Raw genomic sequence first — 21859 nt, forward strand, 5'->3', positions numbered from 1 at the left:
GGGGGGCATTTTTTCGTGCGGGCTTCCGCAGGCACGTACCGGGCCCGATAATCCACGCATGGCCCATACCGACGGCGCGCGACACCGGGGCGGCACGAGCGGCACCGGCGGCACGGCCGGCACGGTTCACGTCGGTGACCTCCGTCCCGGCGACCACGCCTGTGCGCTCTACGCGTCGGACGAGGAACGGGCGTCGATCCTGCGGGGCTTCCTGCTCGGCGGTCTGGACGCGAAGCACAAGATCCTCTACCTCGCGGACGCGGACGGCCCACGGGGGCCGGGGGAACTGCTGGAGCAGTGCCGGTTCAGCGGACCGCCGGAGGTGCCCGCCGGGCAGCTGGAGGTGCTCGGACCGGCCGAGCTCTCCCCGCGGCAGGGTGAGTTGGACCCGGCCGCCTTACTCGGCTCGCTGCGGGCGGCCGTCGACCGGTCCCGCAGCGAGGGCTACCGCGCGCTGCGCATCACGGGGGATCTGTGCACCGCTCTGTGCGACGGCCGGGACGTCTCCCGGCTGCTGCGCTACGAGGCCCTGCTGGCCGCGGAGTTCGGCTCCGGCGAGGCACTGGCGGTCTGCCAGTGCGACACCCGCCGCTGCGACCCCGCCGCCCTGGACGCCTTCGCATCGGCTCATCCCAGGAGCGTCGAAGTGGATCCCCTCATCCGTACCGCCGAACTCGTCGTCGTCCGCACCTTCGACCCACCCGGTCTGCGGATAGAAGGGGTGGTCGACACCGCCTCGCACCGGCACCTGCGCGACGCCCTCCAGTCCGTCGCCTCCGTCCGGGGCGACGTCCGGCTGGAGATGTCCCGGGTGGAATTCCTCGACCTCGCCGGGCTGCGGCTGCTGATGACCTTCGCCAGGGCCCGTGCCGCCCGCCACTGCACCGTCGAACTGGCCGGGGTGCCGCCCCATCTGCTGCACGTCATCACCCTCATCGGCTGGGACCGGACACCGGGCCTGCGGCTGGGGGCCGCGCATGCCTGCTGAGCACGCGGGCCCCGACGGGCCCGGAACCGCCCGGGGGTTCGTCCACCACGCCTGCCTGTACGGGAGCGACGCGGAGTTCCTCGCCATGGCGGTGCCCTTCGTCCGCGCCGGGCTGGCCGCGGGGGAGTCGGTACTGGCGGCGACGACCCCCGCCAACATCGAACTCCTGCGCGCCGCCCTCGGGGACGGCGCGCACGCCCTGGACACCGCCGAGACCGCGTACTTCGGCCGCAGACCCGTCGAGCGGGTCTCCGCCTTCCTGCGCTACCACGACCGCCGGGCCCGGCCCGGCGGTCGGCTGCGGATGATCGCCGAGCCGGTGTGGGGCGGCAGATCCGCCCGCCAGACCGCCGAGTGGAAGCGGATGGAGTCCGGCCTGAACCTGCTGCTGGCCGGACTTCCGCTGTGGATGATCTGCCCGTACGACACCAGGACCGTGCCGCCCGACGTGGCCGAGGCGGCCTGCGCGACCCATCCGGCGCGGCTGGACGGCGAGCGCGTGACGCCGTGCGCCGGCTATCGCGACCCCGCGCACTACACGGCGTCGGTGCCGCCGCCCGATCTCCCGCCGCCGCCCTCGGCCGCCCTGGCCCCCGCGACGGCCTCCCTGCCCGCCGTACGCCGCTTCGCCCGCGCCCGGGGGGCCGCCGCGGGCCTCACCGGCGAGCGGCTCGCCCTGGCGGTGCTCGCCGTCCACGAGGCCGCGGGGCACCTGCTGGCCGCCGACGGCGCGCACGTCACGCTGAGCGCCTGGGAGGAGCCGGGGGCCCTGGTGTACGACCTGTGGCGCCCCGGGCCGCTCGGCGCCCCCGTGCCCGCGCTCGCGGGCTACACCCCGCCCGGGGCCGCCCAGGGCGGGGAGGACGGCCTGTGGCTCGCCCGGCGCCTGAGCGAGTTCCTGGACGTGCGCTCCGGGGACGACGCGACCCGGATCACCCTGCGCGTCGCCGGCCCGACAGACGCGGAAGCCCTGTGAGGGCGGGCGGCGTGCCCGCCCTCACAGGGCTTTTCGTACCGAAGGGTCAGCCGTTGCGGCGCAGGGCCTCGCTCAGCCGCATGGCCGCGTCGATGACCGCCTGGGCGTGCATCCGGCCCGGGTGGCGGGTGAGGCGCTCGATCGGTCCGGAGACCGAGACGGCGGCGACCACGCGATTGGACGGGCCCCGCACGGGCGCGGAGACCGAGGCGACACCCGGCTCCCGCTCGCCGATCGACTGGGCCCAGCCGCGGCGCCGCACGCCCGAGAGCGCCGTCGCGGTGAAGCGGGCGCCCTGGAGGCCGCGGTGCAGCCGCTCGGGCTCCTCCCAGGCCATCAGCACCTGCGCCGCGGAACCGGCCTTCATCGGCAGCGTCGAGCCGACCGGCACGGTGTCCCGCAGACCGGACAGCCGCTCCGCGGCCGCCACACAGATCCGCATGTCGCCCTGCCGGCGGTAGAGCTGCGCGCTCTCGCCCGTCACGTCCCGCAGGTGCGTGAGCACCGGCCCGGCCGTGGCCAGCAGCCGGTCCTCGCCGGCCGCGGCCGCCAGCTCGCTCAGCCGGGGACCGAGGATGAAACGGCCCTGCATGTCCCGCGCCACCATGCGGTGGTGCTCAAGCGCGACCGCGAGCCGGTGCGCCGTCGGGCGCGCCAGCCCGGTCGCCGTGACCAGTCCGGCCAGCGTCGCCGGACCGGACTCCAGAGCGCTCAGAACCAGAGCCGCCTTGTCGAGAACGCCCACACCGCTCGAGGCGCCACCAGAGTTGTCCATGAAACGATACTCCCGTCTCACACTGTGAAACGCAAGTTCAATTTTCCGGCGGACCCGCCAACCTGGAGGGACAGCAACCCACGAGCGACACGAATGGGACCGGCGGTGACGCCGGCCGGAGGGACAGCGATGGGACGGACACTCGCGGAGAAGGTCTGGGACGACCACGTCGTCACGCGCGCCGAGGGCGAGCCCGACCTCCTCTTCATCGACCTGCACCTGCTCCACGAGGTGACCAGTCCGCAGGCCTTCGACGGGCTGCGCAAGGCGGGCCGCCCGGTCCGCCGGCTCGACCTCACCATCGCCACCGAGGACCACAACACCCCCACCCTCGACATCGACAAGCCGATCGCGGACCCCGTCTCCCGCACCCAGCTGGAGACCCTGCGCAAGAACTGCGCCGACTTCGGGGTGCGGCTGCACCCGCTGGGCGACGTCGAGCAGGGCGTGGTCCACGTGGTGGGACCGCAGCTGGGACTGACCCAGCCCGGCACCACCGTCGTCTGCGGCGACAGCCACACCTCCACCCACGGCGCCTTCGGCGCGCTGGCGTTCGGCATCGGCACCAGCCAGGTCGAGCACGTCCTCGCCACCCAGACCCTGCCGCTGGCCCCGTTCCGCACCATGGCCGTCACCGTCGAGGGCGAACTGCCCGAGGGCGTCTCGGCCAAGGACCTGATCCTGGCCGTCATCGCCCGCATCGGCACCGGCGGCGGCCAGGGCTACGTCATCGAATACCGCGGCCCGGCCATCGAGAAGCTGTCGATGGAGGCGCGGATGACCGTCTGCAACATGTCCATCGAGGCGGGCGCCCGCGCCGGGATGATCGCCCCCGACGACACCACCTTCGCCTACCTCGAAGGCCGCCCCCACGCACCCCGGGGCGCCGACTGGGACGCCGCCGTCGCCCACTGGCGCACCCTGCGCACCGACGACGACGCCGTCTTCGACCACGAGGTGGTCATCGACGCCACCGAGCTCTCGCCGTTCGTCACCTGGGGCACCAACCCCGGCCAGGGCGCACCCCTGTCGGCGAGCGTTCCCGACCCGGCCTCCTACGCCGACCCCTCGGACCGGCTCGCCGCCGAAAAGGCCCTGGAATACATGGGGTTGACGGCGGGTCAGGCGCTGCGCGACATCAGTGTCGACACCGTCTTCGTGGGCTCGTGCACCAACGGCCGGATCGAGGACCTGCGTGCCGTCGCGGCCGTCCTGGAGGGCCGGCATGTCGCCGACGGCGTCCGGATGCTGGTCGTCCCCGGGTCCGTACGCGTCTCCCTCGAGGCCGTCGCGGAGGGGCTGGACAAGGTGTTCACCGCCGCCGGGGCCGAATGGCGGCACGCGGGCTGCTCCATGTGCCTGGGCATGAACCCCGACCAACTCGCGCCCGGCGAGAGGTCCGCGTCGACCTCCAACCGCAACTTCGAGGGCAGGCAGGGCAAGGGCGGCCGCACCCACCTGGTGTCGCCCCAGGTCGCCGCCGCCACCGCCGTCCTGGGCCGGCTGGCCTCCCCGGCCGAGCTGGCCGACGCGTCCGACGTACGTACTGCCGTAGGGGTCTGAGGAGACATGGAAGCCTTCACCACGCACACCGGCCGGGCCGTACCGCTGCGCCGCGGCAATGTCGACACCGACCAGATCATCCCGGCGCACTGGCTCAAGAAGGTCACCCGCGACGGCTTCGAGGACGGGCTCTTCGAGGCCTGGCGCAAGGACCCGGAGTTCGTCCTGAACCGTCCGGAGCGCCGCGGCGCCACCGTTCTGGTCGCGGGCCCCGACTTCGGCACCGGCTCCTCCCGCGAGCACGCCGTCTGGGCGCTGCAGAACTACGGCTTCAAGGCCGTCGTCTCGTCCCGCTTCGCCGACATCTTCCGCGGGAACTCGCTGAAGAACGGGCTGCTGACCGTCGTCCTGCCGCAGGAGACCGTCGACGCGCTCTGGCGGCTGACCGAGTCCGACCCCACCGCCGAGGTGACGGTCGACCTCGTCGGACGACAGGTCCGGGCCGAGGGCATCACGGCTGATTTTGAGCTTGACGAGAACGCGCGCCGGCGTCTTCTGGAGGGGCTGGACGACATCGCCCTGACCCTCCGGCACGAGGCCGACATCGCCGCCTTCGAGGCCCGGAGGCCTTCGTACAAGCCGTCCACGGCCCAGTTCTGACACGGATTTCGGGCCCGTCCGGCGGTCGGCCGACACGCTTGCGGGGACCCGGATTTTCGCTGCTCACCCAGGGTTTGACATGATGCGCCCCCTGTCTTCGGACAGGGGGCGCATCGCTTTGTTGAGGCCCTGTGAAGCGACAACTCGCCTCAGATGGCACAATCGGTGCATGGAACGCGACAGCCAACTCGAGCTTTACCGGCTCGTCGCCGACCAACTCAAGCAAGCGCACACCAGGGTGCGCACACTGCAAGTCCCGGAGGGCGTACGGATGGCGCTGTCCCGGAAGCTGCTGGCCATCACGGCTGCGGCAAAGCACGATCTCTCAGGCGCGGCAAAGCGTCTGGACCGGCTGATGAACGACCTCGACGAGGGCCGTTTCCCCGAAGAGCCCGACCGTGACGGAACTCCGTGATGGTCGAGTTCGTTGCGGCACAAGGGTGATTAGACCGTTTCGTGTTTGATTTGCGGTATATATCTGCCTAACGTGCGAAAAGGCTGGAACGCATTCGTTCCAGCAATGTCTCCGAAGGGGAAGACGTGAACAAGGCGCAGCTCGTTGAAGCGATTGCCGACAAGCTCGGTGGCCGTCAGCAGGCCGCAGACGCGGTCGACGCGGTACTCGACGCGATCGTCCGTGCAGTTGTCGCCGGGGACCGGGTCTCGGTCACCGGCTTCGGCTCGTTCGAGAAGGTCGACCGTCCGGCCCGTTACGCCCGCAACCCGCAGACGGGTGAGCGCGTCCGGGTCAAGAAGACCTCCGTGCCGCGCTTCCGCGCGGGCCAGGGCTTCAAGGACCTGGTGAGCGGCTCGAAGAAGCTGCCGAAGAACGACGTCGCGGTGAAGAAGGCGCCCAAGGGCAGCCTTTCGGGCGGCACCAAGGTGACGGCCAAGGCCGCGGCCAAGAAGGCCACCGCCAAGAAGGTCACCGCGAAGAAGGCCACCACGGCCGCCACCGCGAAGAAGGCCACGGCGAAGAAGACCACCGCCAAGAAGACGACGGCCACCGCCACCAAGGCCGCCGCGAAGAAGACCACGGCGAAGAAGGCCGCCCCGGCCAAGAAGGCGGCCACGGCCACCAAGGCCGCGGCCAAGAAGACCACCACGACGGCGAAGAAGGCCACCGCCACGACCAAGAAGGCGGCCGCCAAGAAGACGGCGCCCGCCAAGAAGGCCACGGCGACCAAGGCTGCGACGCGCAAGACCACGGCGCGCAAGACCACCGCCAAGAAGGCCGCCGCCAAGAAGTAAGGCAGCGAAGGCGTCACGCACCGGGCCGGGCTCCCTTCGGGGAGCCCGGCCCGCGGTGTTGTGAGAGGCCTGTCAGAACGTCTGCAGTGTCACCAGCGTGACCTCGCCCCGCCGGCCCTCCGCGCGCTCGATGCGCACGCGCTGACCGGGGCGCAGCAGCCGCAGGCCGCCGGCGTCGAACGCCGCCGTGCCGAAGGGCACGGGCGTGCCGTCGTCCAGCAGCACGCTGCCGGAACGGGTCTGGGGGTCGTAGGTGTACGCGGTGGCCTGCATGGGTCGAGCGTACGGCCTGCGGCGGGCCCGGCGGATTACCCCCACCCGCAACGGGGGCCTCCGCGACCCCTGGACGCGGACTCCGTCCCGAGCCCCGGAAAACCCCGCCCGGCTCCGCCTAGTCGGCCCGTCCGGGCCCGTGCGCCAGCAGACCCGCCGCAGCGGCGGCCGTCCGCGGGCCGAGACCGAGACCCAGCGCCGCCCGCAAATCGGACTCCGTGTCCACGTCCTGGCGCACGGAATCGACCCCCGTGAGTTCGATCTCATGGGCCCCCGAGGCCCGATGGCGGGCGCGCGAAGGTCCCTCGAACGCCGGAGCCAATTCCATTCCGGGAGCCGCCGCGAGAAGCGTCGTCCCGATTCCCGCCGCGTCCGCGAGAAATGCCCGCGGGAATTCCGTGGCCGAATCGAGCACCCGCCCGAGTTCCGCCGGCCGCAGCGCCGGCAGATCCGCGTTGAGCGTCGCCACGGCGGACCGCGGGCACTGTGCCCGCACGCTCCGCGCGCCGTGCGCCAGCGCGCCGTTCAGCCCGCCCCGCCCCGTCGGCTCCGGCAGCACCCGGGCCCCGAGTGCCCCCAGCTCCGCACCGGCCAGCGGATCGTCCGTGACGACCACCACACCCCCCACCGCCGGACAGGCCAGCGCGGCCGCCACCGTGTCCAGGGCGAACGCCAGCGCGAGGGCGGGCCGCGGAGCGTGCCCGGTGCCCCCTGCGAGACGGCTCTTGGCCTGGGACAGCGGCTTCAGCGGCACCACCAGGGTCCAGACCACATCCGCCCCCTCTCTTCGCATCAGCCTCATTGTCACCCGCTGCCGCAGTGGCCAGGGGAGCGCGGGGTTACGGTGTTCTCGACAGACCGGGTACCTGGGGCGACACTTGTGCGGCCCCCGGGTTCATACAGCCCCCAGGTCCCGAGAGAAGGGTGTCCGAGTGTCCCGCCACAGAATCGGCTTCTGGTACCGCTTTACGGCGGTGTTGGCGAAACCGCCGCTCGTGGTTCTGTTCAAGCGGGACTGGCGCGGAATGGAGCACATTCCGGCCGACGGCGGGTTTATCACCGCGGTCAACCACAACTCGTATCTCGACCCGCTCTCCTACGCGCACTTCCAGTACAACACCGGCCGCGTCCCCCGCTTCCTGGCCAAGGCGGGCCTGTTCAAGGGCAGCTTCGTCGGCGCGGTGCTGCGCGGCACCGGACAGATCCCGGTCTACCGCGAGACCACCGACGCCGCCACCGCCTTCCGGTCCGCCGTCGACGCCATCAACAGGGGCGAGTGCGTGGCCTTCTACCCCGAGGGCACCCTCACCCGCGACCCCGACATGTGGCCGATGGAGGGCAAGACCGGCGCCGCCCGTGTGGCGCTGCTCACGCAGGCGCCCGTCATCCCGGTCGCCCAGTGGGGCGCCAACGAGGCCATGCCGCCGTACGCCAAGGAGAAGAAGCTCCGGCTCTTCCCCCGCAAGACGCTCAAGGTCCTCGCGGGCCCGCCCGTCGACCTCTCCGCGTACTACGGCAAGGAGCCCACCGCCGAGGTGCTGCGCGGCGCCACCGAGGAGATCATGGCCGCCATCACGGCCCTCCTCGCCGAACTCCGCGGCGAGGACGCCCCCGCCGAGCCGTACAACCACCGCAAGGCCCTTGCCGCGACCCGCCGCAAGGCCCAGGAGGACACCAAGTGACGCGCTGCGCCGTCTTCGGCACCGGATCCTGGGGCACCGCCTTCGCGATGATCCTCGCCGACGCGGGCTGCGAGGTGACGATGTGGGGCCGCCGGGAGTCCCTGGTGACCGAGATCAACACCACCCGCACCAACCCCGACTACCTCCCGGGCACCGAGCTCCCCGCCGCCGTGCGGGCCACCACCGACCCCGCCGAGGCGGCCGCCGGCGCGGACTTCACCGTCCTCGCCGTGCCCTCGCAGACCCTGCGCGGCAACCTCACCGAGTGGGCGCCCCTGCTGGCCGACGGCACCGTCCTCGTCTCCCTGATGAAGGGCGTCGAACTGGGCACCGCCAAGCGGATGAGCGAGGTCGTCGAGGAGGTCGCCAAGGTCTCCGCGGACCGCGTCGCCGTCCTCACCGGCCCCAACCTCGCCAAGGAGATCGCCGCCAGGCAGCCCGCCGCGGCCGTCGTCGCCTGCCGGGACGAGGCCGTGGCCAAGCGGCTCCAGACGGCCTGCCACACCCCGTACTTCCGCCCCTACACCAACACCGACGTCGTCGGCTGCGAACTGGGCGGCGCCGTCAAGAACGTCATCGCGCTCGCCGTGGGCATCGCCGACGGCATGGGCCTCGGCGACAACGCCAAGGCGTCGCTCATCACCCGCGGTCTGGCCGAGACGACCCGGCTCGGCCTCGCCATGGGCGCCGACGCGCACACCTTCGCCGGTCTCGCCGGGATGGGCGACCTCGTGGCCACCTGCTCCTCGCCGCTCTCCCGCAACCACACCTTCGGCACCAACCTCGGCCGCGGCATGACCCTCGCCGAGACCATCGCCGTCACCAGGCAGACCGCCGAGGGCGTCAAGTCCTGTGAGTCCGTGCTGGATCTGGCGCGCAGGCACGATGTCGACATGCCGATCACGGAGACCGTGGTGGAGATCGTCCACGAGGGGAAGCCGCCGCTGGTGGCCCTCAAGGAGCTGATGTCGCGCAGCGCCAAGCCCGAGCGGCACTGACTCACCCCGTACCACCAGGTAGTCTCGTCGCGATATGAGCAGCGAGACCACCACCCAGAGCCCTGACCGGAGCCGTAAGCCGCGCATCGCGGTCGTGTTCGGCGGTCGCAGTTCCGAGCACGCGATCTCCGTCGTCACCGCCGGTGCCGTCATGGGCGCGATCGACCGTACGAAGTACGACGTGCTGCCGATCGGCATTACCACCGACGGCCGTTGGGCGCTCACCGCCGACGACCCCGAGCGGATGGCCATCGCCGGCCGCACGCTGCCGACCGTCGACCAGCTCGACCGGTCGCCCGACGGCACCGTGGTGCTGCCGGTCGACCCCGCCTCCCGCGAGGTCGTCTACACCGAGCCGGGCAACGTCCCCAAGGCGCTGGGCGAGGTCGACGTCGTCTTCCCCGTGCTGCACGGCCCGTACGGCGAGGACGGCACCCTCCAGGGCATGCTGGAGCTCTCCGGCATCCCCTACGTGGGCGCCGGCGTCCTCGCCTCGGCCGTCGGCCAGGACAAGGAGTACATGAAGCGGGTCTTCATCTCCTACGGCCTGCCCGTCGGCCCGTACGAGGTGGTCCGCCCCCGCGAGTGGCAGGCCGACCCGGCCGCCGCCCGCAAGAAGATCGTCGACTTCGCCGGCGAGCACGGCTGGCCGCTCTTCGTGAAGCCCGCCCGCGCCGGCTCCTCCATGGGCATCACCAAGGTCGACGACGTCGCCGGTCTCGACGACGCCATCGCCGAGGCCCAGCGCCACGACCCCAAGATCATCGTGGAGTCGCTGCTGCGCGGCCGCGAGATCGAGTGCGGTGTGCTGGAGCTGGCGGACGGGCCGCGCGCGAGCGTCCCCGCCGAGATCCCCCCGGTCACCGCCCACGACTTCTACGACTTCGAGGCGAAGTACATCGACTCCGCCGCGGGCATCGTCCCGGCGCCGCTGACGCCGGAGCAGACCGCCCGCGTCCAGGAGCTCGCCGTGCAGGCCTTCGACGCCGTCTCCTGCGAGGGCCTGGTCCGCGCGGACTTCTTCCTCGCCGAGGACGGCGAGTTCGTCATCAACGAGATCAACACCATGCCGGGCTTCACGCCCATCTCGATGTACCCGCGCATGTGGCAGGAGAGCGGCGTGAGCTACCCCGAGCTGATCGACGCGCTCGTCCAGGCGGCGCTGCGCCGGTCCACGGGCCTGCGCTAGTCGACGTAACCGAAGGGGATCGTCTTCTTGACGGCGTCGGCGAGATCGGTGAGCGCACCGAGATCGCCGGCGCCACCGACGACCTTCTTCGGCAGCGTCACCTCCACCCACACCTCCCGGTGCACGGTGGTGCAGCGGATGCTGCCGTCCGACAGCTGCTCGGGCAGCCACTCGACACCGTCGGCCTCCACCGAGCCGGTGGAGGGCGCGTACGTCTTGGAGCCTTCCCGGATGATCTCGGGGCGCAGCACCCCGCAGCGCAGCGCGATCGCGGGGTCGCCCCAGACAGCGGTGAAGTCCGAGACGGGACCGGCCTTGCGCCGTTCCATCCCGTCCACGGACTCCGGGAGCGCCTTGTGCAGTGCCCGGCAGGGCCCGACCGCCCGCGCCGGCGGCGTGGGAACCGCCGGGCCCGCCGTGTCGTTGCCCGAGGAACAGCCGACGGCTGCGAACAGCACGACGACAGCGGGCAGACCGAGCGACCGGCGGAGCGAAAACGTCACCGGCCGAGCATACGGGGGACCTACAGATGAACGACCGGGCAGGTCAGTGTGCGGGTGATGCCGTCCACCTGCTGGACCTTCGCGACGACCATCCGGCCGAGCTCGTCGACCGTGTCGGCCTGGGCGCGCACGATCACGTCGTACGGACCGGTCACGTCCTCGGCCTGGATCACTCCCGTGATCTTTGCGATGACTTCGGCCACGGTCGACGCTTTGCCGACCTCGGTCTGGATCAGGATGTACGCCTGTACCACGGAACCTCCAGGGCGGCTACGAGGATCATGTGGGGAGAAGAGACGCCACGGTACCGCGTCGCCGTACGGCGCGGGGAGACCCGCGCTGACTGCGCGGCGCGGCGAATGTCACAACCGATACTCCTAGGAGGAGCTCAGTGAAAGGCACCGTGGGCGAGTTGGGGGAGTTCGGGCTCATCAGAGAGCTTACTTCCCGGCTCACCACCACCCCGGCGGTCCGGCTCGGGCCGGGTGACGACGCCGCGGTGGTCGCTGCGCCCGACCGGAGGGTCGTGGCCAGTACGGACGTGCTCCTGGAAGGGCGGCACTTCCGTCGCGACTGGTCCACGGCGTACGACGTCGGCCGCAAGGCGGCCGCGCAGAACCTCGCCGACATCGCCGCCATGGGCGCGGTCCCCACCGCCGTCCTGCTCGGCCTCGTCGTGCCCGCCGAACTCCCCGCCACCTGGCCGACCGAGCTGATGGACGGCATCCGCGACGAGTGCCAGGTCGCGGGCGCCGCCGTGGTCGGCGGCGACGTGGTGCGCGGCGACACCATCACCGTGGCCATCACGGCCCTGGGCGACCTGCGCAACCACGAGCCGGTCACCCGCTCCGGCGCCCAGCCGGGCGACGTCGTCGCGGTCACCGGCTGGCTCGGCTGGTCCGCCGCCGGGCTCGCGGTGCTCGTCCGCGGCTTCCGCTCGCCCCGCGCCTTCGTCGAGGCCCACCGGCGCCCGGAGCCGCCGTACCACGCGGGCCCCGCCGCCGCCGGGCTCGGCGCCACGGCGATGACCGACGTCAGCGACGGCCTCATCGCCGACCTCGGGCACATCGCCGAGGCCAGCAAGGTCCGCATCGACCTGCGGACCGCCGCGATCGACGTCCCCACCCAGATGTCCGACATCGGGCAGGCCGTCGGCGTCGACCCCCTGCAGTGGGTGCTCACCGGGGGAGAGGACCACGCGATCGTGGCCACCTTCCCGCCGGACGTGAAGCTCCCGGCCCGCTGGAAGGTCATCGGCGAGGTCGTCAGCCCCTCCGCGCTCCCGCAGGTCACCGTCGACGGCGCCCCCTGGGACAAGGGCGGCGGCTGGGACCACTTCGGGGACGCGGAGCCCGACGAGTAGATTCGGCGGTATGCCGATACCTCCACGCGTGCTGACCGTCGCCGGATCCGACTCCGGCGGCGGTGCGGGCATCCAGGCCGACCTCAAGACGATGCTCGCCCTCGGCGTGCACGGCATGAGCGTGCTCACCGCCGTCACCGCACAGAACTCCCGCGGGGTGCAGGGCGCCTGGCAGCTGCCCGCCGACGCGGTGCGCGCCCAGTTCCGCAGCGTCGTCGACGACATCGGCGTCCAGGCCGTCAAGACGGGCATGCTCGCCTCGGCCGAACTCGTGGAGACCGTGGCGGAACTCCTCACCGGCCTCGATGCCCCCGTGGTCGTCGACCCGGTGGGCATCTCCAAGCACGGCGACCCCCTGCTCGCCGCCTCCGCGCTCGAATCGCTGCGCACGAAGCTGCTGCCCGTGGCGACCGTCGCGACCCCCAACCTCGACGAGGTCGCCTGGCTCACGGGCGTACGGGTCGCCACCGAGGCCGACCTGCGCCGGGCCGCCGACGCGGTGCTCTCCTACGGGCCGGCGTGGGCGCTCGTCAAGGGCGGCCACCTGGACGGCGCCGAGGCCGTCGACCTCCTGACCGACGGCACCGAGGAACACTGGCTGCGCGCCCCCCGCCACGACAACCGCCATACGCACGGCACCGGCTGCACCCTCGCCAGCGCCGTCGCCGCGGAACTGGCGAAGGGGAGCGGGGTGCCGGAGGCCGTCACGGCGGCCAAGGACTATGTCACCGGGGCCATCGCCGCGGGCTTCGCGCTGGGCGGCGGTATCGGGCCCGTGGACCACGGGTGGCGCTTCAGGTGACGACGAATCCGGGGCGCCCGAAGGGGCGCCCCGGAATCATGCCCGGCTGCTTCCGTTGGGAGTGCTTCAGAGCACGCTTCCGGACATGCGAAAAACCGGTCCACCCAAAGGTGGACCGGTGTCCGCTTGCGCGGGAAAGATCACTCGCTTCAGCGCGAGACCTTGCCGGCCTTGATGCACGAGGTGCAGGCGTTGATCCGCTTCGGCGTGCGCCCGATCACTGCGCGCACCCGCTGGATGTTGGGGTTCCAACGACGGGGGGTACGGCGGTGCGAGTGCGAAATAGCGTTGCCGAAGCCCGGCCCCTTGCCGCAGACGTCGCAGTTGGCAGCCACGGGTTACTCCAAAGACGGGTCATCCCCACTTGCGCGGGAACAACAGGCACGTACGGTGAATCCCTGCGTGCCGAAATCTCAGTGACCGGCAGTATCAGGGGATGTTCCTGATTTTCATCAGGCAACCGGAGCAGCATACATCGGCTGCTCCCGTACAACGAAACTACCATGACCGCCCGGGCCGCTCCGGGCCGCTCCCGACGGGCGGATCGCCGCCTGTCAGGGCCCTGTGGACACACGGTCCCACCGGCTGCCCGCCCCCGCCCGTCGCGGGACTACGCTGCCGAATCACTGCCACACCGCCCCCAGGAGTCCGAGGAGGACACGAGGTGCCGCACATGCTGGACGCCACCGCGGTACGCACCTGGTGCGCTCTGGCCCTCGACGCGCTCGGGCGGGCCCGCGAGGAGATCGACGCGATCAACGTCTATCCGGTCGCGGACGGCGACACCGGCACCAACCTCTACCTGACCGTCGAGTCCGCAGCCCGCGCCGTCGAGGCGGTCTTCGACGGCCACGCCACGGCGGGCCCCGCCTCCCCGGCCCCCCTCCCCGGCCTCCCCGACGCCGTACGGGCCATGGCCCACGGCGCCCTCATAGGCGCGCGCGGCAACTCCGGCACGATCCTGGCCCAGCTCCTGCGCGGCATGGCGGAGGTCCTGGCGGCCCAGGAGCACCCCGGCGGACCCGACGGCGGGGAACTGCTGCGCAGGGCGCTGCGACGGGCCGTGGAGTCCGCGTACGAGGGAGTGGCCCGGCCCGTCGAGGGCACGGTGCTCACGGTCGCCACGGCCGCGGCGAAGGCGGCGGCGGACGCGCCCGGCGGCGCCCCGGAAGTGGCCCGCGCCGCGGACGAGGCGGCCCGCACGGCCCTCGCGATCACCCCCGGCCAGCTGGACGTGCTCGGCAGGGCGGGCGTCGTCGACGCGGGCGGCCTCGGCCTGGTGGAGGTCCTGGGCGCGCTGTCCCGCGCGCTGTCCGGGGAGACGGCGGCGCCCGAGGCCGCGCGGGAGCGGCGGCACCGGGCCGCGCAGCAGGCGGCCGTCGAACCCGGTCCGCAGGCGCGACCCGCGGCCGTCGGCTGCCGGCCGGCTCCGGCCGACAGCGCCACACCCGCCTTCGAGGTGATCTATCTCCTGGAGGCCGACGACAGCGCGGTGGCCCGCCTGCGGACCCGGCTCGACGCGCTCGGCGACTCGCTCGTCGTCGTCGGCGGCGACGGCCTGTGGAACGTCCACGTGCACGTGGACGACGCCGGGGCGGCCGTCGAGGCCGGCATTGACGCGGGCCGCCCGCACCGTGTCCGGATCACGCACTTCGGGTCTCCCGGCGAGCCCGCGGCCCGGACGCGCGAGCCCGCGCAGCGGGCCGTGGTCACCGTCGTGCCGGGCGACGGGCTGGCCGGCCTGTGCGCGGAGGCCGGGGCCACCGTCGTGCCCGCCGGGCCGGGCGAACCGCCCGCCAGCGGCGAACTGGTCGCGGCCATCCGGCGCGCGCACGCGCGCGAGGTGGTGCTCCTGCCCAACGACCCCGAACTGCGGCACACCGCGGCGGCCGCCGCCGAACAGGCCCGCACCGAAGGCGTACGCGTCGCCCTCGTCCCGACCCGCTCCGCGGTCCAGGGCATCGCCGCCCTCGCCGTCCACGAGCCGGGCCGCCGCTTCGACGAGGACGTCGTCGCCATGACCGCCGCCGCGGGCGCCACCCGCTACGCCGAACTGGCCGTCGCCGAACGGCAGTCCTGGACGATGGCGGGCGTCTGCCAGGCCGGGGACGTGCTCGGCCTCATCGACGGCGACGTCGCCGTCATCGGCACGGAGCTCGCCGCCACCGCCGAGACCGTCCTCGACCGCATGCTCGCCGCGGGCGGCGAAATGGTCACCCTGGTCCTTGGCGCGGGCGTCCCCGGCTCCGTCGCCGACCGCCTGGAACGCCACGTACGCGACGGCCACCTGGCCGTGGACACGGTGGTCTACCGCGGGGGACAGCAGTCCGCGCCGCTGCTCATCGGGGTCGAGTGAGGGCAGGCGCCCCGCGCCGTCCCCCGTCGGGGAACACGGATTGTCACAGGCGTGGTGTGCAATAGGGGCGTGCCCGCGCTAGACGAACCCCTGAAGAAGATCCTCGGCGGCAACACCGCGAAGGTGATGGCCGAGCACCTCGACCTGCACACGGTCGGCGACCTGCTGCACCACTACCCGCGCCGCTACGCCGAGCGCGGCGAGCTCACCCGGCTCGCCGACCTGCCGCTCGACGAGCACGTCACCGTCGTCGCCCAGGTCGCCAAGGCCGCCATGAAGACCTTCAACCACGGCAAGGGCGTCCGCCTCGAGGTCGTGGTCACCGACGGCAGCGGCTCGCTGACCCTCGTCTTCTTCGGCCGGGGCGCCTACGCGCGGGAGAAGGAGCTGCTGCCCGGCCGCCGCGGCATGTTCGCGGGCAAGGTCTCGCTCTTCCACCACACCCGCCAGCTCCTGCACCCCGACTACGAACTCCTCGACAAGGAGAGCGGCGCCGACGCCGCAGAGTCCTTCGCCGGGCGGCTCCTGCCGATCTATCCGGCGTGCAAGCAGTTCCAGTCCTGGAAGCTCACCAAGGCCGTCGACACCCTGCTGGACCTCTTCGAGGCCGAGCGCTGGCAGGACATCGTCGACCCCCTGCCCCCGGCGCTGCGCGACGGCCGGAGCCTCGCCGAGCTCGCGGACGCCTTCCGCAAGGTCCACCGGCCCCGCTCGAAGGCCGACATCGAGGACGCCCGGGCCCGGCTGAAGTGGGACGAGGCGTTCGTCCTCCAGGTCGCCCTCGCCCGCCGCCGGCACGCCGACTCCCAACTGCCCGCCGTCGCCCGCAAGCCCGTGCCGGGCGGCCTCCTCGACGCCTTCGACGCGAAGCTCCCCTTCACCCTCACCGACGGCCAGCTCAAGGTCTCCGCGGAGATCTTCACCGACCTCGCCGCCGAACACCCCATGCACCGCCTCCTCCAGGGCGAGGTCGGCTCGGGGAAGGCACAACCGCTCGACTCGTCGGTGCTCACGCCTCGCGGCTTCACGAGGATGGGAGACGTGGCCCTGGGAGACGAGGTGGTCGTGCCGAACGGCGAGCGAGCCCTCGTCGACGGGGTCTTCCCTCAGGGAGAGCGTGACGTATGGCGCGTCCTGTTGTCCGACGGCAGCACCGTCGAAGCGGATGACGAACATCTTTGGATCGTCGGTACCAGCTGCGCCTGGGACAGGGGGCAGGACCCCAAGGTCATGACGACCCGAGAGATCAGGACCGACACGTACAAGGCCAATGGCTCGTCCAAGTGGTATCTGCCGGTCGCTGCCCCGGTGGACCTCGACGACGGCTCTGATCTGCCCATCGACCCGTACGTCTTCGGGCTTCTCCTGGGGGACGGGTCCTTCCGGCACAACCTGAGACTGTCGAGCGTCGATCCCGAGATCCTCGACGCCGCGCGGCTGGCCCTGGCTCCGGACTGTGAGCTCGTTCCCGTGCCCGGTTCCCGGTGCGACTACACAATCAAGATGTCCGGGCCCAAGGGAGGGTCCCGGCGGAATCCAGTGATCCAAGTTCTCCGTGACCTCGGTCTGTGGGGCCTCACGTCGCACGGGAAATTCATTCCGCCCACTTACAAGAACACGACGATCAAGAATCGCCTGGCTCTCCTCCAGGGCCTCATGGACACGGACGGGACGCTCCGCCGTGACGGCATGGACGTCTCGCTGTGCTCGGCTTCGCGGCAGCTGGCCGACGACGTCGCCTGGTTGGTGCGGTCCCTCGGGGGAAGGGCACGTGTGCTGCCGAAGAAGGCGGCCTACAACGTCTCCATCAGCCTTCCTGGCGACTTCGCCCCGTTCCGGCTGGCCAGGAAGCGCGATCGTGTCAGGCCGAGGCCGAAATACAACACCTTCCGGAGAGGCATCCGGGCAGTCGAGTACGTCGGGAAAAAGGCGGTCCAGTGCATCAGCGTCGCGCACCCGAGCCATGCGTATGTCACTGACCACTTCGCCGTGACGCACAACACCATGGTCGCCCTGCGGGCCATGCTCGGCGTCGTCGACGCGGGCGGGCAGGCCGCCATGCTCGCGCCCACCGAGGTGCTCGCCCAGCAGCACCACCGGTCGGTCACCGAGATGATGGGCGAGCTCGCGGAAGGGGGCATGCTCGGGGGCTCCGAGCAGGGCACCAAGGTGGTGCTGCTGACCGGGTCCATGGGCATGGCGGCCCGGCGGCAGGCGCTGCTCGACCTGGTCACCGGCGAGGCGGGCATCGTCATCGGCACCCACGCGCTGATCGAGGACAAGGTGCAGTTCCACGACCTCGGCCTGGTCGTCGTGGACGAGCAGCACCGCTTCGGGGTCGAGCAGCGCGACGCCCTGCGGTCCAAGGGCAAGCAGCCGCCCCACCTGCTGGTGATGACCGCGACCCCGATCCCGCGCACCGTCGCCATGACCGTCTTCGGCGACCTGGAGACCTCGGTGCTCGACCAGCTCCCGGCCGGCCGCTCGCCCATCGCCACCCATGTGGTGCCCGCCAAGGACAAGCCGCACTTCCTGGCGCGCACCTGGGAGCGGGTGCGCGAGGAGGTCGAGGGCGGCCACCAGGCGTACGTGGTGTGCCCGCGCATCGGCGACGACATCGCGGACGAAGGGGGGGACGGCGCCAAGCCCGCCAAGTCCCGCAAGAAGTCCGACGGGGACGAGCCGTCCGCGGAGGACCTGGCCGAGAAGCGCCCGCCGCTCGCCGTCCTCGACATCGCCGCGCAGCTCGGCGCGGGACCCCTGCGGGGGCTGCGCGTGGAGGTGCTGCACGGCCGGATGCAACCGGAGGCGAAGGACGACGTCATGCGCCGCTTCGCCGCCGGGGAGGTCGACGTGCTGGTCGCCACGACCGTCATCGAGGTCGGCGTGAACGTGCCCAACTCCACCGTCATGGTGATCATGGACGCGGACCGGTTCGGCGTCTCCCAGCTCCACCAGCTGCGCGGCCGCGTGGGCCGCGGCTCGGCCCCCGGCCTGTGCCTGCTGGTCAGCGAGATGCCGGAGGCCAGCCCGGCGCGCGCCCGGCTGGCGGCGGTCGCCGCCACCCTGGACGGCTTCGAGCTCTCCCGCATCGACCTGGAACAGCGCCGCGAGGGCGACGTCCTCGGCCAGGCGCAGTCCGGCGTCAGGTCGTCGCTGCGGATGCTCACGGTCATCGAGGACGAGGAGGTCATCGCGGCCGCCCGTGAGGAGGCCGCCGCGGTGGTCGCGGCGGACCCCGAGCTCGCGCACCTGCCCGAGCTGCGCACGGCGCTGGACGCCCTGCTGGACCGCGAACGCGAGCAGTATCTGGACAAGGGCTGAGCCCCGGCGCGATCCGCGCGCCGCGGGCCGGGGGAAAGCTCACCCGGCACGTTCTAGGCTGAGTGGACGGCGGGCCCACCGGCCCGCTCACCCACCGCGAAGGACCGAGGACCCCATGACCCGCGTGATCGCCGGTACCGCCGGCGGACGCCGCCTGGCCGTGCCGCCCGGCACCGGCACCCGCCCGACCTCCGACCGGGCGCGCGAGGGCCTGTTCTCCACCTGGGAGTCGCTCTTCGGCCCCCTGGAGGGCACCCGCGTGCTGGATCTGTACGGCGGCTCCGGGGCGGTCGGCCTGGAGGCCCTCTCGCGCGGCGCCGCGCACGTCCTGCTGGTGGAGGCCGACGCCCGCGCGGTCCGCACCATCCGGGACAACGTCCGCGCCATCGGGCTGCCGGGCGCCGAGGTGCGGGCGGGCAAGGCCGAGCAGGTCGTCGCGGGACCGGCGCCCACCGGCCCGTACGACGTGGTCTTCCTCGACCCGCCCTACGCCGTCACCAACGATGATCTCCGGGAGATTCTCCTCACACTCCGCGCCCAGGGCTGGCTTGCGGACGACGCGCTGGTCACCGTTGAGCGCAGCACCAGGGGCGGGGAGTTCCCCTGGCCGGACGGCTTCGAGCCACTGAGGGCCCGTCGCTACGGCGAGGGGACGCTTTGGTACGGTCGCGCCGCCTCGACGTGCGCCGAAGAGACGACATCTCCCCGCGCGTCATGAATGGACCGGAGAGCGAGGAACCACAGTTGCGCCGCGCCGTCTGTCCGGGGTCGTTCGACCCCGTCACCAATGGACATCTCGACATCATCGCCCGCGCTTCCAGGCTGTACGACGTCGTGCACGTGGCGGTGATGATCAACAAGTCCAAGCAGGGCCTGTTCACCGTCGACGAGCGCATAGACCTGCTCCGCCAGGTCACCGCGGAGTACGGCAACGTGGAGGTGGAGGCCTTCCACGGCCTCCTCGTCGACTTCTGCAAGCAGCGCGACATCCCAGCCATCGTGAAGGGCCTGCGGGCGGTCAGCGACTTCGACTACGAGCTCCAGATGGCCCAGATGAACAACGGGCTGTCGGGGGTGGAGACCCTCTTCGTCCCCACCAACCCCACCTACAGCTTCCTGTCCTCCAGCCTCGTCAAGGAGGTCGCCGCCTGGGGCGGGGACGTCTCCCACCTGGTGCCGCCGCTGGTGCTGGAAGCGCTGAACGAGCGGCTCGGCCGGGACTGACGGGCTGACAGCTCGTCAGCAGGTGTCGGGCGGGGGTCGACTGGCCGTACAGTCGTCCCCGTTCGTGCCCATCGTCAGAAGAGAGTGGCGAGCGCCAAGGTGGACGTTCAGAAGAAGCTCGACGAGATCGTCACGACCGTCGCCGGCGCCCGGTCCCTGCCCATGTCGGCCTCCTGCGTGGTCAACCGGGCCGAGCTGCTCGCCCTGCTGGAGGAGGTCCGGGCCGCCCTGCCCGATTCCCTCGCCCGGGCCGAGGAGCTGATCGGCGGCCGTGAGCAGCTCGTCGCCGACGCCCGCGAGGAGGCCGAGCGGATCATCGAGTCCGCCCGCGCCCACCGCGGCTCGCTGATCTCCGACACCGAGGTCGCCCGCCAGTCCCAGGAGGAGGCCGACCGCATCCTCGCGGAGGCCCGCCGGGAGGCCGAGGAGATCCGCGCCGAGGCCGACGACTACGTCGACGACAAGCTCGCCAATTTCGAGGTCGTCCTCACCAAGACCATCGGCTCCGTCGACCGCGGCCGCGAGAAGCTGCTCGGCCTGCCGGGCGCGGAGGGCCACGAAGCGGACGGGCTGCCCGACGAGGGCCCCGAGCGCAGCGCGGACCCGCAGACCCAGCGGCAGCGCGCCGACGCCTACGTCGACGCCAAGCTCGGCGCGGTCGCGGCCGTGCTGGCCAAGACCCTCGAAGCCGTCGGCCGCGGCCGGGAGAAGCTGCTCGGCGCCCGCCCGGCGGACGAGCTCGGCGCCCACATGGCCGCCCAGGACAGCCTCCCCGGCGGCCACCACACCAGCGACGCCGACTTCCTCGCCGGGCTGGCCGCCCCCCAGGAGTCCGCGGGGCCACCGCCGGCGCCGTCCGCGCCCGCGCAGCCCGACTACTACCCGGCCCCGGCCTACGAGCCCGACCCGTACGCCTACCAGGCGTCCTACGGGCAGCAGCCCGACCCGTACGCGGTCCAGGGCGGCTATGCGCAGCACGACCCCTACGCCTGGCCCGCCCAGAACGCGTCGGGGGGCTACGACCCGAACGCCGGCTACGCCGCCCCGGCGGGCCACCAGCAGCAGCCTCCTCAGGCCCAGCAGACCCCTCAGCATCAGCAGTCCCAGCAGCCTCAGCTCGACGAGACGAGCCTCTTCGACACGAGCATGATCGACCTCGATCAGCTCCGCAGGTACGAGCAGGGCCGCTGACCCGCCGCGGGCCGTCCGCCGCCGGGTCCCCGGCCGGTCGCCGATTGGGTGTACGGCGGCCCGTCGAGTATTCTGGCTCTTCGGTCGCGTGTGCATTCGCGATCAGGGCTGCCCGGGACGCGTTTTCCGCGTCGGGCGGCCGTCGCCGCAGCGTAGAAAGCAGGAAGTCCTGAACGCCCACCTTGATCACCGTTCCCCTCTCGTGTTCGACACACGCGAGCTGGGCCGGCGTCCCGGTGCGCTGAAGAAGATTTCCCGTTCGATCGAGGCTCCCGCCGATCTCGGTATCGAGGTCATCGGGGTCGCCGAGGGCGCGACGGTGGAGCTCGACCTCCGCCTGGAGTCGGTCATGGAAGGGGTGCTTGTCACAGGCACCGCCCGTGCACCGCTGACAGGGGAGTGCGTAAGGTGTCTGGAGCCGCTGGAGCGAGAGCTCGACGCGGACTTCCAGGAGATGTTCTCCTACCCCGACGCCGACGCCCGGAGCCGCACTGCGGACACGGACGACGACGCCGAGGACGACGAGGAGGACATGCTCTTCCTCGAGGACGACTTGTTCGACCTCGAACCCGTGCTGCGTGACGCGGTGGTGCTCGCACTGCCGCTGCAGCCGGTGTGCCAGGAAGACTGCCCCGGTCTGTGCTCCGAGTGCGGAGCGCGGCTGGCGGACGACCTGGACCACCACCACGAGTCCGTCGACATTCGTTGGGCGGCACTGCAGGGACTCGCCGGGTCCAACCAGGACGGCGAGATGGACAACGCACCCCGCTCCGGCGGGGATGACTCACAGGAGAAGTAGCC

23 protein-coding genes are annotated in these 21859 nt (G+C 72.0%); 17 read left to right on the forward strand and 6 right to left on the reverse strand.

Annotated elements, in window-relative coordinates:
• Positions 1-58: 58 nt before the first annotated feature.
• Both ABD269_RS21895 and ABD269_RS21900 read left to right on the forward strand, forming a co-directional pair.
• The gene (locus ABD269_RS21895; protein ID WP_344120213.1) at positions 59-988 is read left to right on the forward strand and encodes an MEDS domain-containing protein; all 930 of its coding nucleotides are present in this window, start codon (positions 59-61) and stop codon (positions 986-988) included.
• Positions 978-1964 (forward strand): anti-sigma factor RsbA family regulatory protein, encoded by a 987-nt coding sequence (locus ABD269_RS21900; protein ID WP_344120215.1) that lies wholly within the window; start codon positions 978-980, stop codon positions 1962-1964. The genes ABD269_RS21895 and ABD269_RS21900 overlap by 11 nt, the downstream gene beginning before the upstream one ends.
• A 46-nt stretch (positions 1965-2010) precedes the next feature.
• On the opposite strand, the gene ndgR is transcribed toward ABD269_RS21900, so the two are convergent.
• Complete coding sequence (gene ndgR / locus ABD269_RS21905; protein WP_301892062.1) at positions 2011-2739, reverse strand: IclR family transcriptional regulator NdgR; 729 nt, start codon at positions 2737-2739, stop codon at positions 2011-2013.
• A gap of 129 nt (positions 2740-2868) precedes the next feature.
• Here ndgR and leuC point away from each other — a divergent pair, with 129 nt between their 5' ends.
• From leuC to ABD269_RS21925, 4 genes are all read left to right on the forward strand, one after another.
• Positions 2869-4302 carry a 3-isopropylmalate dehydratase large subunit gene (gene leuC / locus ABD269_RS21910; RefSeq protein WP_301892061.1) on the forward strand — a complete coding sequence of 478 codons (1434 nt, stop codon included), beginning with the start codon at positions 2869-2871 and terminating at the stop codon, positions 4300-4302.
• A gap of 6 nt (positions 4303-4308) precedes the next feature.
• Positions 4309-4902 carry a 3-isopropylmalate dehydratase small subunit gene (leuD, locus tag ABD269_RS21915; RefSeq protein WP_344120219.1) on the forward strand — a complete coding sequence of 198 codons (594 nt, stop codon included), beginning with the start codon at positions 4309-4311 and terminating at the stop codon, positions 4900-4902.
• A gap of 169 nt (positions 4903-5071) precedes the next feature.
• The gene (locus tag ABD269_RS21920; protein WP_116214085.1) at positions 5072-5317 is read left to right on the forward strand and encodes an SCO5555 family protein; all 246 of its coding nucleotides are present in this window, start codon (positions 5072-5074) and stop codon (positions 5315-5317) included.
• 125 nt (positions 5318-5442) lie between these two features.
• Positions 5443-6153, forward strand: coding sequence for an HU family DNA-binding protein (locus ABD269_RS21925; RefSeq protein ID WP_301892057.1), 711 nt, complete (start codon positions 5443-5445; stop codon positions 6151-6153).
• A gap of 72 nt (positions 6154-6225) precedes the next feature.
• On the opposite strand, the gene ABD269_RS21930 is transcribed toward ABD269_RS21925, so the two are convergent.
• Positions 6226-6426, reverse strand: a complete 201-nt coding sequence (locus ABD269_RS21930; protein WP_344120222.1) for a hypothetical protein — start codon at positions 6424-6426, stop codon at positions 6226-6228.
• Positions 6427-6544: 118 nt separating this feature from the next.
• A complete protein-coding gene (gene cofC, locus ABD269_RS21935; RefSeq protein WP_301894301.1) occupies positions 6545-7198 on the reverse strand; it encodes a 2-phospho-L-lactate guanylyltransferase in 654 nt (217 codons plus the stop codon).
• A gap of 160 nt (positions 7199-7358) precedes the next feature.
• Between cofC and ABD269_RS21940 the strand changes: the two genes are divergently transcribed.
• Genes ABD269_RS21940 through ABD269_RS21950 form a run of 3 tightly spaced genes read left to right on the forward strand, consistent with a single transcriptional unit; the run spans position 7359 to position 10295 of the window.
• Entirely contained in the window at positions 7359-8108 is a 750-nt protein-coding gene (locus ABD269_RS21940; protein ID WP_301892055.1) for a lysophospholipid acyltransferase family protein, read from the forward strand.
• Positions 8105-9106 (forward strand): NAD(P)H-dependent glycerol-3-phosphate dehydrogenase, encoded by a 1002-nt coding sequence (locus ABD269_RS21945; protein ID WP_301892054.1) that lies wholly within the window; start codon positions 8105-8107, stop codon positions 9104-9106. The genes ABD269_RS21940 and ABD269_RS21945 overlap by 4 nt, the downstream gene beginning before the upstream one ends.
• Before the next feature lie 34 nt (positions 9107-9140).
• Positions 9141-10295 (forward strand): D-alanine--D-alanine ligase family protein, encoded by a 1155-nt coding sequence (locus tag ABD269_RS21950; protein WP_301892053.1) that lies wholly within the window; start codon positions 9141-9143, stop codon positions 10293-10295.
• Here ABD269_RS21950 and ABD269_RS21955 read toward each other — a convergent pair.
• A complete protein-coding gene (locus tag ABD269_RS21955) occupies positions 10292-10798 on the reverse strand; it encodes a DUF3515 domain-containing protein (protein WP_344120226.1) in 507 nt (168 codons plus the stop codon). The genes ABD269_RS21950 and ABD269_RS21955 overlap by 4 nt on opposite strands.
• A gap of 20 nt (positions 10799-10818) precedes the next feature.
• Complete coding sequence (locus ABD269_RS21960) at positions 10819-11052, reverse strand: Lrp/AsnC ligand binding domain-containing protein (protein ID WP_116214093.1); 234 nt, start codon at positions 11050-11052, stop codon at positions 10819-10821.
• Between the two features lie 137 nt (positions 11053-11189).
• On the opposite strand from ABD269_RS21960, the gene ABD269_RS21965 reads away from it, so the two are divergent.
• Together ABD269_RS21965 and thiD are read left to right on the forward strand one after the other, a co-directional pair.
• Positions 11190-12161, forward strand: a complete 972-nt coding sequence (locus ABD269_RS21965; protein WP_301892051.1) for a thiamine-phosphate kinase — start codon at positions 11190-11192, stop codon at positions 12159-12161.
• Positions 12162-12171: 10 nt separating this feature from the next.
• A complete protein-coding gene (gene thiD, locus ABD269_RS21970; RefSeq protein WP_344120229.1) occupies positions 12172-12963 on the forward strand; it encodes a bifunctional hydroxymethylpyrimidine kinase/phosphomethylpyrimidine kinase in 792 nt (263 codons plus the stop codon).
• A 149-nt stretch (positions 12964-13112) separates the two neighbouring features.
• On the opposite strand, the gene rpmB is transcribed toward thiD, so the two are convergent.
• Positions 13113-13298 carry a 50S ribosomal protein L28 gene (gene rpmB / locus ABD269_RS21975; protein ID WP_087926075.1) on the reverse strand — a complete coding sequence of 62 codons (186 nt, stop codon included), beginning with the start codon at positions 13296-13298 and terminating at the stop codon, positions 13113-13115.
• Positions 13299-13636: 338 nt separating this feature from the next.
• Between rpmB and ABD269_RS21980 the strand changes: the two genes are divergently transcribed.
• From ABD269_RS21980 to ABD269_RS22005, 6 genes are all read left to right on the forward strand, one after another.
• Positions 13637-15319, forward strand: coding sequence for a DAK2 domain-containing protein (locus ABD269_RS21980; protein WP_344120230.1), 1683 nt, complete (start codon positions 13637-13639; stop codon positions 15317-15319).
• A 69-nt stretch (positions 15320-15388) separates the two neighbouring features.
• Positions 15389-18643 carry a helicase-related protein gene (locus ABD269_RS21985; RefSeq protein ID WP_344120231.1) on the forward strand — a complete coding sequence of 1085 codons (3255 nt, stop codon included), beginning with the start codon at positions 15389-15391 and terminating at the stop codon, positions 18641-18643.
• A 115-nt stretch (positions 18644-18758) separates the two neighbouring features.
• Complete coding sequence (gene rsmD / locus ABD269_RS21990) at positions 18759-19361, forward strand: 16S rRNA (guanine(966)-N(2))-methyltransferase RsmD (protein ID WP_344120233.1); 603 nt, start codon at positions 18759-18761, stop codon at positions 19359-19361.
• Positions 19362-19387: 26 nt separating this feature from the next.
• Complete coding sequence (coaD, locus tag ABD269_RS21995; protein ID WP_301892046.1) at positions 19388-19867, forward strand: pantetheine-phosphate adenylyltransferase; 480 nt, start codon at positions 19388-19390, stop codon at positions 19865-19867.
• A 99-nt stretch (positions 19868-19966) separates the two neighbouring features.
• Entirely contained in the window at positions 19967-21058 is a 1092-nt protein-coding gene (locus tag ABD269_RS22000; RefSeq protein ID WP_344120300.1) for a F0F1 ATP synthase subunit B family protein, read from the forward strand.
• 202 nt (positions 21059-21260) lie between these two features.
• Positions 21261-21857, forward strand: a complete 597-nt coding sequence (locus tag ABD269_RS22005; RefSeq protein ID WP_301892045.1) for a YceD family protein — start codon at positions 21261-21263, stop codon at positions 21855-21857.
• Positions 21858-21859 lie beyond the last annotated feature (2 nt).

The sequence above is a fragment of the Streptomyces blastmyceticus genome, from assembly GCF_039521185.1.
Lineage (GTDB): Bacteria > Actinomycetota > Actinomycetes > Streptomycetales > Streptomycetaceae > Streptomyces > Streptomyces blastmyceticus.

Bases quoted from the DNA above. Each gene is read 5' to 3' on its own strand.
- thiD (WP_344120229.1), top strand. From the start codon at position 12,172: ATGCCGATACCTCCACGCGTGCTGACCGTCGCCGGATCCGACTCCGGC.
- ndgR (WP_301892062.1), bottom strand. From the start codon at position 2,739: ATGGACAACTCTGGTGGCGCCTCGAGCGGTGTGGGCGTTCTCGACAAG.
- ABD269_RS21900 (WP_344120215.1), top strand. From the start codon at position 978: ATGCCTGCTGAGCACGCGGGCCCCGACGGGCCCGGAACCGCCCGGGGG.
- ABD269_RS21920 (WP_116214085.1), top strand. From the start codon at position 5,072: ATGGAACGCGACAGCCAACTCGAGCTTTACCGGCTCGTCGCCGACCAA.
- rsmD (WP_344120233.1), top strand. From the start codon at position 18,759: ATGACCCGCGTGATCGCCGGTACCGCCGGCGGACGCCGCCTGGCCGTG.
- ABD269_RS21930 (WP_344120222.1), bottom strand. From the start codon at position 6,426: ATGCAGGCCACCGCGTACACCTACGACCCCCAGACCCGTTCCGGCAGC.
- ABD269_RS21950 (WP_301892053.1), top strand. From the start codon at position 9,141: ATGAGCAGCGAGACCACCACCCAGAGCCCTGACCGGAGCCGTAAGCCG.
- leuD (WP_344120219.1), top strand. From the start codon at position 4,309: ATGGAAGCCTTCACCACGCACACCGGCCGGGCCGTACCGCTGCGCCGC.
- ABD269_RS21895 (WP_344120213.1), top strand. From the start codon at position 59: ATGGCCCATACCGACGGCGCGCGACACCGGGGCGGCACGAGCGGCACC.
- ABD269_RS21980 (WP_344120230.1), top strand. From the start codon at position 13,637: ATGCTGGACGCCACCGCGGTACGCACCTGGTGCGCTCTGGCCCTCGAC.
- leuC (WP_301892061.1), top strand. From the start codon at position 2,869: ATGGGACGGACACTCGCGGAGAAGGTCTGGGACGACCACGTCGTCACG.